Raw genomic sequence first — 12,279 nt, forward strand, 5'->3', positions numbered from 1 at the left:
GTTCCGTATATCTTATTAAAACATTCTATGAACGGGTAAGTTCACCTTATTTGCCTGCCGAAGTATTCTCTACCTGCTTGTTTTCAGTTCTTCTTTCATTCCGGGAGCTTGCTTCGGCGTTCTGGGAGCGGCGGTTACGTCTGCGGCGCGGTAAGAAGAGGCGTTTCAGGGTAGCTGCTTCTTTCGTATAGACGATACCTATTCCTTGTGTCATGGGCGCTTGTTTATAGAAGCGGTCATTGGTACGGTTGAAGGCTCTCAGCGTCCAGTTCGTATTCAGTTGGTACTCGGCATCGAAGTCGCCGATGAAAGTGCCGTCGGCGGTTGCCGATTGGTTATAACCTACATTGGTGTGCAACTTCAATCGGTCGTTGAAAATGCGTGTCGAAACATCCACACTCATATCCATATCGTTGAATGTGCCGTCGCCCGATTCTATGTTGGTGCCGATTTCCCACTTATCGCCCAGCACATTGCCCAAAAGGGCATTCAGCCCGCTCGATAAGGTACTGGATGCTACGCTTGTCCACATGCTGTTGCCTATGTTCCCTCCTCCCGACTGGGAATGGAAGGTATTCCCGATGACGAGGTAAGCAAATTGCGTTGCTTTCTGTTCGTCGGTGACGATGATGCTGCGCACTTTGTTCTTTACATCGTCGTTTGCATCGGGCAAATCGATGTCGTAAGTCACATCCATTTTGTTTATATCGCCGCTTATGCGGAGGATACAATCAACCTGCACCTTGGGTGAGGAATCTCCTGTCTCGAAGCTCGAATCCAATGTTTTCAGGTCGGCTTTCACCCGGCGATAGGCTGTTATGTTGAATTTTGTCTTCATTGGATCGCCGATAAAGTTTAGCTTACTTCCTTCGCGTATCCTGAATTCGAGTTTTTTCAGTCCTTGCAGGCTTATGCTCACATTCCCGTCGTTTATGGTGTAATCTCCGAATGTGGTCATATTGTCTTTTTGCATATCATAGTTGAAGGCGATTTTCCCGTTCCCGTTGACATGCATGGCGTCGCCTGTGGCAGGGTCGATTACTACCCGCAATTCTATACTTGGTGTCAGGGTGATATTCGAAGTTATTAACAGCGGCAGGGCGCTTTCGTTGGGCGGCACGTTCAGCACGATTTCCTTGTCTATTTTTTCTTCGGGCACATTGATATATACGACACCTTTATATAGCTCGGCATCTGTGTTTTCGGGGACGAGGATATTGATGTTCGATTTATTGTCGTTCCGTATATTCATATTCAGCCTGATGTTGTCTTCGTCTCCCGTTATGCGTACAGTCCCAGTGGCATATACTTTCCCGTAGAAAAGGCTGTCGGTGCGCGACTGGGTATTGAGGAACATCAGCTTCTCGATGCGTGTGTCGAGCGAATATTTCATATTGTTGAAATTGTGGTGTGTAACCGTCGCATTGATGGTTGCTTTGTTGCCTTCGCTGTCGAATAGCTTGAGGTCGCTGAATCCGACTTTATCGGGGCTGATTTCTATCGTGTCCGAAATCGTATAAACCACATTGGTGTAATCGATGCCGAACGAGGTATTGTTGAACCCGATAAATCCCGATGTAATCGGTGCTTTTGTCGTGCCCTTTATGCCGATTCCGGCACTTAGCGAGCCGTTCAGTTTGTTGAGCGTCCCCGCCATAAAAGGCTCTATCCAACCGAGCGGGAAGCGGTCGAGGTTTACTTTCAAATCCAGCTCGCTGTCCTTATCATATATCATCCCGTCTATCAGTGCAAAGCGGGTTTGTCCTCTGTCCAATTTAGAGTTGATACGTATGCCGCCCAGCTCGTCGTTCATCGCGCAATAAGCATTCAGTGTGCCCAGTGTATCGCCGAAAATGATGATGTCTTCTATCTCTAAGTTTTCGGTATAAAACTCCATTTTATCGGTGATTTTCGTCAATTTGATTTCGCCGTCGATGGAGGCTTTGAAGTTGTTTACATTGAAGGTGGACAGGAAATCGCCTATCTGTGCCTCGTCGAACGAAAGCGTGAGCGTATCCTGCGGCAGATTGGATATGTAGCCTCCTGCATGGAAATAGCGCTTGCGATTCATATCGATGCCGAAGTTCTCGACCAAGGTGCGGTCGCCTACATGCACGATGCGGGCTGGACGCAGGTTCAGCTGCATCTTGTCGATGTCGATAGTCGACTGATAGACTTGCAGGAATGTCTGCAACTCATTTTTGTCCGTTAATCTGAACTGCGTCATACTCTCTATATCGCCTTTGATATTGAATGCGCTGTCGCCCGCATTATTGGTGCCCATCGCCATGTAGGAATGTACGGAGTTGTTGGCACCGTTCAATTTGAGGGAGAAATCGTACAATCCATCGCTGAATTCGGGTGCAGCCGAAAGGGTGATATTGAATGTGGAATCGATGTTGAACATATCGAATTCACCGTTTTTTATCTCTGTATCGCCCGACCGCAGAAACGGAATAGACCCGAAAACGGCAATCTGACGATCGACTGTGCTGATACGCCCTTTCAGGTTGAACGGTTCGATAACATCCACCGGGAGTTGGAAGATTCTGCCGATTTCTTCGGTGTTTTCGACATTCAGCGTGAAGAAGAAATTGTTCAGCCGTTTCCGCAACGTATATCTCTCCGGGAAGACAGCCGAGAGGTAATCGTGCATCATATTCGATATTTCATACGGCAGGGTTGAGAAGGTATATTGCCCCACGATATTGGCCGATAGCAACTTCGATTCCAGTGTGATTGATTTGTCCGTATCTGTTGACTGGTCTATTTCGAGCGTAATCAGTCCCGGCACGAAGTTGAAGGTAGAATCTTTCAGGCTGAGGCTGTCCAATGCAATCTTGGCCGACAGCTTGTCTATATCTGTTCCCTTTATGTCCCCGTTCAGGCGGAAAGACAGGCGGGGACGAAACCAATAATCGTTCTGATAGAAGAACGGAACGTCCAATTCATCGACTTTCACGCCGATGTGCACATCCGCTATCTCTGTCTGCGTCATAGTTGCATTCAGTGCCAGTTTTCCTATCGGCAGGTCACCCGATAGCGTGACACCCATATCGTTGGCGTTGTAGTGCGCCGTCACAGGCATATCTTTCAGGTCGGCACCCTGATATTGCAGCAGGTCTATCGCTCCCTGCGCTTCGGCTGTCAGCGGCAATGTATTGCTTTGCTTTATGTTTGCATCCAGATGGAAAGACGCATGATTGAGTGTTGTATCTGCCAGCAAGCTCCCCAAATCGAAATCCACAGTAGAGAGGTTGGCACTCAAATCGAAGTCGGTGAAGGTCGTATCTATCGCTCCCTGTGCTTTCAGCTTTAGTGTGCCTTGCCGGACGGAAGCGTTGGCGTCGAGGCTCAGATTGTTCAATTTTCCCGATAAATTGGCGGTTAAATTGACCGTCCCCATATCGGAAAGGATATCCGGCGCCACAAAGGTAGAATCGCCCAAGCGTGCCAGATAGGTTATTCCGGCAGGGGTGAGGGATAGCTTGCTGATTTCGGCTTTTACGTCCGAATTGCCTAAGGCGCTATAGCTGCCTATATAGGCCGAACCGTCTAATATGACATTGTTGCCTAAAGCGAGGTAGATTGTTTTGGCGTCTACCTGCGGCAGCTTCCCTTTGACATCTATATGGGCTGTGAGCTTGTCTGTTATGTATTTTGCATTGGGGAGGAAGTATCGGACATCCGCCGGAGAAATTTCAATATCGTCGGTGAAAAGGGCAAATTCATCCGTGTCGAGATTGTATTCGGCATGGTTGACCTTGAGGTGCGAGTTGGCCAGTTCGAGCGTCAGGTTATCTGTCTTGAAAAGCGAACCTTCCGAAACGACATGCCCTTTGAGGGTGTTGATCGTTAGCCCCGATTGCTCGGATGCAGCCAAACTGTTCACACGGACATCCAAATCCTCGGTATCGATAGAATAGAGATTGATATTGGCGTTGAAGCCCGAAAGAGCTATGTGCGAAGCATTGAATTCGTTCGGTGTCTGCGGTTCGGATAGGATGTCGTAGTGTAACCGCCCGCGATTGATATCGATTTCGCTGATGACGATTTGTATCGACGAGGCTGTTGTATCTTCCACCTGCGTGGTGTCGGATGAGGCAAATGCGTCGATGAGGAACTGGAAGTTATAGTCCGAAATCGAATCTTTTGCATTCACCTTGATGACGAAATCGTCGAGGATTATATTGTCTATCAGCAATTCGTTGCTCAGCAACTTCCACGGGCTGAGGCGGGCATCTAAGAATTGGGCGTAAAGGAGTGTATCCTTGTCCAGATCCTCCACATATAGCCCTTCGATGGTTGCATGGTTAAACAGGCTGATGCGTACCTTGTCTATCCTGACTTCGGTGCCTGTCATGCTTTTCAGTTCGTCGGTGGCATAGCCGACCAGCTTGTTTTGGACGAAAGGGATGGATAATAGGATATACAACACCACATTCAGCCCCACGATGACGAGGGCTGTTATCAGCGTAGCTTTCAGCAGCCGTGCCAGACAACCTTTTTTCGGCTTTGGCTTGGCGGCAGGCTCCTGCTGATTGGTTGTTGTATGTTCCTTATCTTCCACCTATCCGAGGGCTTATTTCAATTTTTCGCTCCACAATTGCTCGTCGAATCCTACCAGCACAAAAGCCGGAGTGACGATGATAGGGCGTTTTACGACCATCCCGTTCGAAGCGAGTATTTTTATCAGTTCTTTTTCCGATGCTGTTTTCACCTTTTCTTTCAGGTTTTGCTCCTTGTATATCAGCCCCGACGTGTTGAAGAATTTACTGATCGGCAACTCACTCTTCGGAATCCATTCGGATAATTCTTTTTCGGTGGGGTTGTCGATGCTTATATCGCGGCTTTCCACGTCGATGCTGTTTTCTTTCAGCCATTTAGCCGCTTTTCGGCATGTGCCGCACTTCGGGTATTGAATGAAAAGAATTTCTGACATGTCGATTGATTTTTAACAATTCTGTATTGATTAACAAAAATACATAAAAGTACTTATACCATTAACGTAATAAAACTGATTAAGGTTCAAAGATTCTTAAAATTCACTTTTCTTTTCACTCTAAGCGATCTCTGTATGATAGCACTCTGCAATTTCTCACAAGCAGCCAACGGCATAAAAAATCGCGAAAAAGGGTGTGTTCGTCGCTGAAATAGGGCGTTTGGTCTATTATTCCTCCCAATGCCGGAAATGGAACTTATTTTTGTGAGTAACTCGCGAATGGTGAAAATGTCGGAATATCACATACAACATGCTTATTTCTGGCAAACAGTGTATAGATTTGTTCTATCCCGCTTACCATTTTATATATGCGCTCTATCACGTTAATTAATTTATATCGTATGAAAAAAATCCTGACACAGGCTATCATTATATTAGCCTTACTTATTACAGTAACCTCCACCCTGCGCGCGCAGGTAACTATCGGATCGGGCGAAGCGCCCAATGCCGGGGCACTATTGGATCTGAAGGAAGCAACAAATGGTACATCAAAGAAAGGATTGGGGCTTCCACGGGTAGAACTGACCAATCTGAAACCTACGACACCTGCCGGGCTGGCGCAATCCATCGGCAATGCCTCGGGCAGCTACAATCTAAACGAGCATATCGGGATGATAGTCTATAATACCAAAGAGGTTGCCTTCAACAATATTACTTGCAAAATGGAAGGAGCAGGCCCTATTGGCTTATACGTTTGGGATGGTGGACAATGGCAACTATTGGGCAAAAAAGGAGGAGCAGGCACTGATGTACGGACAATAACCGACGATGGCACACAGGTAACAATTAGCTACAATGGTGAGACTACCAGCTACCACTACAGCGCATTCGGCGATGCGGGTTATTGGATGACCGAAAATTTGGCTACTCAATACTTGCCCGATGGTACGCAGCTACCCAAGCATACGGCAAATAGCTATACCGAGCCTCAATTTCGTATTCCTGCCAATCAGTCCAGTGTACAAGGTAAACAAGGACTACTCTACAATTGGCCTGCTGTGATGAATAAGAATATTTGTACTGCCAATATTGACCAAGGACAGATAGCAGGGGCTACACCCGGAGCAAACGAAGTAGAAACTCTCAGCGGCACTATTCAGGGTATTTGCCCTATAGGCTGGCACGTTCCATCGGATAGAGAATGGAATGATCTGGAACGGGAAATCACTACTAAGATGAACCAATATACTCAAACCCCACTACCGGCTCTAAGTTGGACTGCCGAATGGGAAACCTTTGCAAACTATCGTGGTGCCACGATTGACGGTCATGGCAAGGCTATGAAGGCTAAAGACTCAGTTCTCAACGGTTACAACTCTAACGGTGATAGCAAGACGGCACATGACGGCGGCTTCGACGTGCTCATAGTTGGTTACGCTTACAATGGCTCAGCCTCTTATTTTGGTAACTCCGCGGGTTTTTGGTCGGCGAGTAGTGGCGGTACTAACGTTGCGTGGCGCCGACACCTCATCAGTTCTTCTACTACCACACAAGTACACAGAGGCGCAGTCAATCGCTACTACCTGTTTTCTGTTCGTTGCAAGAAAGACTGATGTGCTTCGCACAGTTACTTCGCCCTTCGGGCAGTTACAAGTTACAAGAAACTTTATCTATACAAAGAAAGAGTTGGCAAGTAGAAGAGAAACCCACCTCCCCCTACCCCCTCCACAAGAGGGGGTAATAAAATAAAACAATAGCCTCCCCTTGTTGGGGGAGGTTGGAGGGGGTGAAAAAACACTGTATCGCGTCAAATATGTCAAGAGTGTCAAGTTTTAACTAAATTTCGGTTGATAATCAGTGATGTAGGTTTTTGCAGAACTTGACAACTGTTTTGTTCGTGATGCAAATTCTAAATAGAACTTAAAAAATTGCAGCCTTTAACCGGTCGGAACAATATTAATTGTAGATTTGTTAAATATGCAGTTATGATACAGTTCAAAGATATTACACTCGCCGACAAAAAGGCGATAGATTGTTGCCTCACGGGCAACCCATACAGGGCTTGCGATTTCTCTTTCACCAATTTGTATGCGTGGAAAGCGTGCTTCAAGACGATGTTTACCATCGAGCGCGAAACGCTTTTTCTCCGTTCGCAGGACATCAACGGGCAATATTATTATATGATGCCCATCGGGAAGATGCCCCTCAAAGAGGCATTCGCGTTGATAAGGGAAGATGCCCGCCAGAATGGTATTCCCTTTGTGATGAAAGCTATATCCGAGCGGATGTGGATACGCATAGAGGCGGAGATGCCCGGTGAGTTCAGGTATACGCACGACCGCGACAACGACGAGTATATCTACCTGTCGGAGCGGCTTATCAACCTGAGTGGCAAAAAGTTGCAGAGTAAGCGCAACCATATCAACCGTTTCAAAGCGGATAACCCCGATTGGGAATACTTTCCGCTGACCTCGCAATCCGATTATCAGGAGTGTGTGGATATGCTCGACGATTGGGAAGATGCGCATAATGATGGCGACAAGGCGCTGCGTTGCGATTATATAGCCACCAAATTGATGCTCGACAATTTTGAGTACCTCGGGCTTCGCGGAGGCGGCATCCGGGTGAACGGCAAGCTGGTTGCTTTCACCATTGGCGAACCGCTGACCGAGGATTCGTTTGTCGTACATGTCGAGAAGGCTTATGCCGAAATCAACGGGGCTTATACTATCATCAACCAGGAGTTTGTCCGCAACGAGGCGTCGCACTTCACCTACATCAACCGCGAAGAAGATATGGGACTGGAGAACCTGCGCAAAGCTAAGATGTCTTACATACCCGATATTCTTTTGCAAGAAGCTATTGTAGTACCTGTGAATCCATGATACGCTTTGCCGACGAACATACGATAGCCGATGTGCGCCACCTGTGGAAAACATGCTTTGGCGACACGGATGAATTTCTGGACATTGTTTTCGGAGAGCAGTATAAGTATGAGCATACCCTGCTCTACTTCGACGGAGGCGAGCCGGTAGCCGCATTGCACATGTTTCCTTACACCCTTTCATTTCATGGTGCGGATGTGCCGTTTTACTATCTGGGCGGACTTGGCACTATGCCCGAATACAGGGGGAGGGGATATATGGGGCAACTGATACATCGCTCGTTCGAGGTGATGCGCGAGCGCGCCATACCGCTTTCGATACTTGTGCCTGCCGAAGAAAGCCTGATGGCTTATTACAACCGCTTCGGGTTCGAGCAGGTATTCGAAAAGAGCGATACGCCTTTGCCCTCCATCAAGGAACTAATAGACAGAAATGAAACCTCAGAAAAGGCTTATCAGGAATTCGATAAGGTATTTAACTGGCAGGATGTGACTGTTCAAAAGACTTTCGATAACTTTCTCGCCATTGTCCGCGATGCCGAAACAGATGGATTCCCCGATAAGTTCAACCTGAACGGAATGGCCAAAATCATCGATGCCCCCTATCTGAAAGACCTATATAGGCAATCAACCGGCTTGGCTATCCACGAAGACAGAGACGAACGGCTGTTGTGCCGCCTCTTGTTCGGCTATAAAATAGATAAGCTGCCCAAGCAGTATCACCTGTTTCCGCAGCAAAGGCCTGTTATTAACCTGATGTTGGAATAGTTTAGAATTCTCTCAATCCCGAAGCTTTGTGCCTGTTGAGTGTTTCGAGCCTTACGTCCGACGGTTTTACTCCTATCTTCAGCAAGCTGTCTACCACCGTGTTATACGCTAATTCGGGATGGTTGTTTTCTTGGCTGAGGTGGCATAACCAGATGTTTTTCATTCCTTTATGATAGATTTCGGCAATAAACTGGGCCGACAGGTGGTTGCTGATATGCCCCATCCCGGATGAAATGCGCTCTTTCAGATAATACGGATAAGGCCCGTTGCGCAACATCGTCTCATCATAATTGGATTCGATAACCAAATGGTTGGCTCGTCCGGCATAGCGGCGGATAGTGTCCGTGAAGCGTCCGATATCCGTCAGCAGGACAAAGGTTTGCCCGTTGGTCTCGATGTGGTAGCCCAGATTCTCGATGCTGTCGTGCGGCACTTCGAAGGCCGTAATCTTGAGGTCTTTGATAAAAAAGGGTTCTTCCTTCCGGATGATATGTTTGCTGTTGAGGCTCTCTATCTGTAGATAGCGGCTGCGTACGATTCCCGCATGCACACTCTCGGTGGTGTAGATAGGGATATTGTATTTGTTGCTGAGGCAACCGGCCGTTTTGATGTGGTCGGCATGGTCGTGCGTGACAAGGACACCCAGAATGCGCTCGAACGAAACACCATATTCGCGCAGTGTCTTCCGGATGGTGCGTATGCCTATCCCGGCATCTATCAGGACGCCGTATTCCTTTGTGCCGAGGTAATAGCAGTTGCCGCTGCTACCGCTTCCGAGGCTAAAGAACCGGAATTGTGGTTGCGAGAATAAGTCGAGTTGCATTGTGTTTGTCGGGATGCTTTTCCTACTTCTTGAGGAAGCATGTTTTCAGTACGATGCTCGAGCCTTCGATTTTGCAGTCTACCTCGGTAGGATCGTCGGTCAGACGGATGCTTCTTACCTTCGTTCCGCGTTTGATAACCATCGACGAACCTTTTACTTTCAGGTCTTTGATGACTGTCACCGCATCGCCGTCCTGTAGTTCGGCGCCGTTGCTGTCGCGCGGAGTATTATCTTCGGTTTGCACATCAGCCTCTCCGCTCCATTCGTGGAAACAGTCGGGACATACATAATTTGTTCCGTCAAAGTAAGTGTTAGCCATGCTGCAAGCAGGACAATCTGGAAATTCTGCCATGTTGTTGTTATTTGATTGAGCGACAAAGATAACAAAAGATAGGAGGCTATCCAAATCTTCCCCTCCGAATGGCGTTGGATTAGCCTTTGCGCCAATACTTGATTTGTTGCAGGCGTTGTTCGGCCTGTTCCCTTGTCCAGTGCATCTTTTGCGAATAGTCTTCGCGTGGCCAGGTGTCTAAATCTTCTATCACACGATAGTCTCCCTGCACAAAGCCGTGATAGCCTTCCCTGTCTTCGAAAAAGACGAGGTTATATGTCCCGCACACGGGGCATTCCACGATTACCTTTCCCAGCCATACATCGTTTTGCGTATCGGATTCGTAGAAGGCTGCATCTCCCAGCATCTTGTATTGGCAATCGGTGCAGGTGATTTCAAACTCTTCCCGGATTCTTCCGTTATCAGATTCGCCCCTTTCTTTTGGCCTTCTCCAGAAGTAAAGTACTTTTAGGGCTTTTGTGGCAATAATCATAAACAATCCATAGATGACCCTGTTGAGGTGGAAGCTGACATTCACGCCTACAATCTGCGATAACTCATAAAACTCGTGAGTGACATATTCCCGCTCCTCGGTTTCGATTATCCGCATCCCGCGGAGGTATTTCAGGTATCTTATCAGGATGCTTTTCTTCTGCCGGTCAGATGCATCCTGCTCCACGACATCGAGCAACTCCCCGACGCACCCGTCTACATAGATTTGGTATTCTTCCAGATCTACATCGTAAAAGGCCATTTGTGTATGCTTCCTCTTTCGGAAGGTTTGCAGTTTGCGTATGGTTATCTCTTTATCAGACATTCGGTTGAGGCTATTGTCCTATTTGCTCTTTGAGTTTATTGCGCGAAACCTGCCGCTTCTCCAAAGTCTCTTTATAATTATCGAAATGCTTGTGGATGTTTACGCTTTGGCTGGCGGGTAACAAGTCCAAAGCCGTCGACATCCATTCGTTGGCCTTTTCTATATCGTCCGTATATTCATAATAGAGTGCTATGTCGAATGCCAGACGGGCACGTTTGGCGGCTTTCTTCTCTGTCTCGAATGCCTTTTCCCATATGGCAAAAGCCTCGTTCCATTTGTTTTGGGTGATTAATGTCTCTGTGTCGTTTTCGGCGAAATATACCCGGTTCTGTAGGCTCCAGTAAGGGGTAAGCTGTTTAACCAATACTTCCGAGGCCATTTCTATGCCTTCTTCTATCATTTCCTTCGTCGACGGGAATGGGATAGGATTCCAGTTGTTATCCAATTTGTTCCAGTAGAGGGTGTCATTGAATATGAGCGGAACGTAAAGCTCCGTCCCGTCCATGTTGTACAGGCGCAGCTTAGAGATGATATTCATCGATACACCCGATGCGTATTCGATAGGAAGCTGTTCTGGAAAAGTAGTCATCGAGATGAAAAAGTTGTCCACCGAAATCACTGCGTCATTCTCCGTTTCGGCACAAATATCAGTCACATCTTTGGCCGAAAGCGGAAGCTCTTGCCAGTAAGCCGTATCGGAGCGCATCTCGTAAGGGTATATCTCTACACTACCGAAAAAGTGCGCATCGGTCAGTTGCTTTTGCAGTTCTTCTACAAAAGAAACTTTGATACTGTCGAAGGTTATCAGTCCTTCTTCGGGCTCGCCTTCGTAAGGGGCGACTAAAGCATTGTCGGCAAGGATGATATTCACCACTTCGGGCGGAAGTGTTATATGGGCAGGTTCTTTCACTTCGAACGCTGTATGCTTCACGCTGATACACGAGCCTAAAAATGCAGGGAGCAATAGTGTCAATAGAAATGCCTTTTTCATATTCAAAATCTTGTTTTAGCAGACAGCTAAGTCTGGTGACGAATTAACAATATCGAATCATAAAAGTACAAATTTATATAGAATAACATCTTTGATTGCACTGAAAAATGCTTTATCTTTGCTCATATTTTACTAACACATAAAAGTCTAATCAGCAATGAAAAAAGTAATTTACCTCCCATTTTTCCTTGTATTTGCCTCTCTGTTGACTGCCTGTAGTTTTAGCGCAGGAACAAAAGCAAAACCTACTGTAGGCCTTTCTTATTCCTACAATGGCTTTCGTATAGATGACGTGAAAGTATTCGATACGAATAAAAATACTCCCCTGAAAAGCAAAGAGATAGCCATGGGGAAAACCTTGTTTATCAGCATCGAGAACCTCACCGGATTTACGGTTGAAGACGGCAAAATATATCCGGGCGGCGAATTGACGGTAACCGATCCTGACGGGAATGTCGTTTTGGAGGGTAGCGATTTGTATAAAGGTGAAGCCGGTTACGACCCGGGCACAAATGTATTCTCGCTGACAGTCCGGATGGGTGCCCCGATTGTAGCTGGCAAGGAGTACATAACTTCCGGCCGGATATACGATCTGAAAAATCCTGATAACGAACTGAATATAACCGTTAAGAGCGAGGTGGTTAAATAACATAAATTTATATAGGAAACACTTTCTTGGCTATCGAAAAAAATAAGTATCTTTGTGCGCATCTAAATAATAAT

General features: G+C 46.9%; 10 protein-coding genes. 4 read left to right on the plus strand and 6 right to left on the minus strand.

Annotated elements, in window-relative coordinates:
- Positions 1-46: 46 nt before the first annotated feature.
- Complete coding sequence (locus D0T66_RS16470; RefSeq protein WP_163357975.1) at positions 47-4,570, minus strand: translocation/assembly module TamB domain-containing protein; 4,524 nt, start codon at positions 4,568-4,570, stop codon at positions 47-49.
- A 12-nt stretch (positions 4,571-4,582) separates the two neighbouring features.
- A complete protein-coding gene (locus tag D0T66_RS14215) occupies positions 4,583-4,942 on the minus strand; it encodes an arsenate reductase family protein (protein ID WP_163357976.1) in 360 nt (119 codons plus the stop codon).
- 401 nt (positions 4,943-5,343) lie between these two features.
- Here D0T66_RS14215 and D0T66_RS14220 point away from each other — a divergent pair, with 401 nt between their 5' ends.
- The 3 genes from D0T66_RS14220 to D0T66_RS14230 all read left to right on the plus strand — a co-directional run bounded on the left by D0T66_RS14220 (position 5,344) and on the right by D0T66_RS14230 (position 8,594).
- On the plus strand, positions 5,344-6,555 hold the full coding sequence (locus tag D0T66_RS14220; RefSeq protein ID WP_163357977.1) for an FISUMP domain-containing protein: 1,212 nt from the start codon (positions 5,344-5,346) through the stop codon (positions 6,553-6,555).
- 372 nt (positions 6,556-6,927) lie between these two features.
- Positions 6,928-7,827 carry a DUF2156 domain-containing protein gene (locus tag D0T66_RS14225; RefSeq protein ID WP_163357978.1) on the plus strand — a complete coding sequence of 300 codons (900 nt, stop codon included), beginning with the start codon at positions 6,928-6,930 and terminating at the stop codon, positions 7,825-7,827.
- Complete coding sequence (locus tag D0T66_RS14230; RefSeq protein ID WP_163357979.1) at positions 7,824-8,594, plus strand: GNAT family N-acetyltransferase; 771 nt, start codon at positions 7,824-7,826, stop codon at positions 8,592-8,594. The genes D0T66_RS14225 and D0T66_RS14230 overlap by 4 nt, the downstream gene beginning before the upstream one ends.
- Before the next feature lies 1 nt (position 8,595).
- Here D0T66_RS14230 and D0T66_RS14235 read toward each other — a convergent pair whose 3' ends face one another.
- From D0T66_RS14235 to D0T66_RS14250, 4 genes are all read right to left on the minus strand, one after another.
- Positions 8,596-9,417 (minus strand): MBL fold metallo-hydrolase, encoded by an 822-nt coding sequence (locus D0T66_RS14235; RefSeq protein ID WP_163357980.1) that lies wholly within the window; start codon positions 9,415-9,417, stop codon positions 8,596-8,598.
- A 22-nt stretch (positions 9,418-9,439) separates the two neighbouring features.
- On the minus strand, positions 9,440-9,769 hold the full coding sequence (locus D0T66_RS14240; RefSeq protein WP_163357981.1) for a zinc ribbon domain-containing protein YjdM: 330 nt from the start codon (positions 9,767-9,769) through the stop codon (positions 9,440-9,442).
- A 79-nt stretch (positions 9,770-9,848) separates the two neighbouring features.
- Positions 9,849-10,565 carry a hypothetical protein gene (locus D0T66_RS14245; RefSeq protein ID WP_163357982.1) on the minus strand — a complete coding sequence of 239 codons (717 nt, stop codon included), beginning with the start codon at positions 10,563-10,565 and terminating at the stop codon, positions 9,849-9,851.
- A gap of 10 nt (positions 10,566-10,575) precedes the next feature.
- The gene (locus D0T66_RS14250) at positions 10,576-11,556 is read right to left on the minus strand and encodes a DUF6340 family protein (RefSeq protein WP_163357983.1); all 981 of its coding nucleotides are present in this window, start codon (positions 11,554-11,556) and stop codon (positions 10,576-10,578) included.
- Between the two features lie 157 nt (positions 11,557-11,713).
- Between D0T66_RS14250 and D0T66_RS14255 the strand changes: the two genes are divergently transcribed.
- Positions 11,714-12,205, plus strand: coding sequence for a hypothetical protein (locus tag D0T66_RS14255; RefSeq protein WP_163357984.1), 492 nt, complete (start codon positions 11,714-11,716; stop codon positions 12,203-12,205).
- The last annotated feature ends 74 nt before the right edge of the window (positions 12,206-12,279 follow it).

The sequence above is a fragment of the Dysgonomonas sp. 25 genome (assembly GCF_010501075.1).
GTDB lineage: Bacteria > Bacteroidota > Bacteroidia > Bacteroidales > Dysgonomonadaceae > Dysgonomonas.

What these genes read in the sequence shown, in the direction of transcription:
- D0T66_RS14250 (WP_163357983.1), bottom strand. Translation starts at nt 11,556, where the DNA reads ATGAAAAAGGCATTTCTATTGACACTATTGCTCCCTGCATTTTTAGGC.
- D0T66_RS14235 (WP_163357980.1), bottom strand. Translation starts at nt 9,417, where the DNA reads ATGCAACTCGACTTATTCTCGCAACCACAATTCCGGTTCTTTAGCCTC.
- D0T66_RS14225 (WP_163357978.1), top strand. Translation starts at nt 6,928, where the DNA reads ATGATACAGTTCAAAGATATTACACTCGCCGACAAAAAGGCGATAGAT.
- D0T66_RS14240 (WP_163357981.1), bottom strand. Translation starts at nt 9,769, where the DNA reads ATGGCAGAATTTCCAGATTGTCCTGCTTGCAGCATGGCTAACACTTAC.
- D0T66_RS14255 (WP_163357984.1), top strand. Translation starts at nt 11,714, where the DNA reads ATGAAAAAAGTAATTTACCTCCCATTTTTCCTTGTATTTGCCTCTCTG.
- D0T66_RS14215 (WP_163357976.1), bottom strand. Translation starts at nt 4,942, where the DNA reads ATGTCAGAAATTCTTTTCATTCAATACCCGAAGTGCGGCACATGCCGA.
- D0T66_RS14230 (WP_163357979.1), top strand. Translation starts at nt 7,824, where the DNA reads ATGATACGCTTTGCCGACGAACATACGATAGCCGATGTGCGCCACCTG.
- D0T66_RS14245 (WP_163357982.1), bottom strand. Translation starts at nt 10,565, where the DNA reads ATGTCTGATAAAGAGATAACCATACGCAAACTGCAAACCTTCCGAAAG.
- D0T66_RS14220 (WP_163357977.1), top strand. Translation starts at nt 5,344, where the DNA reads ATGAAAAAAATCCTGACACAGGCTATCATTATATTAGCCTTACTTATT.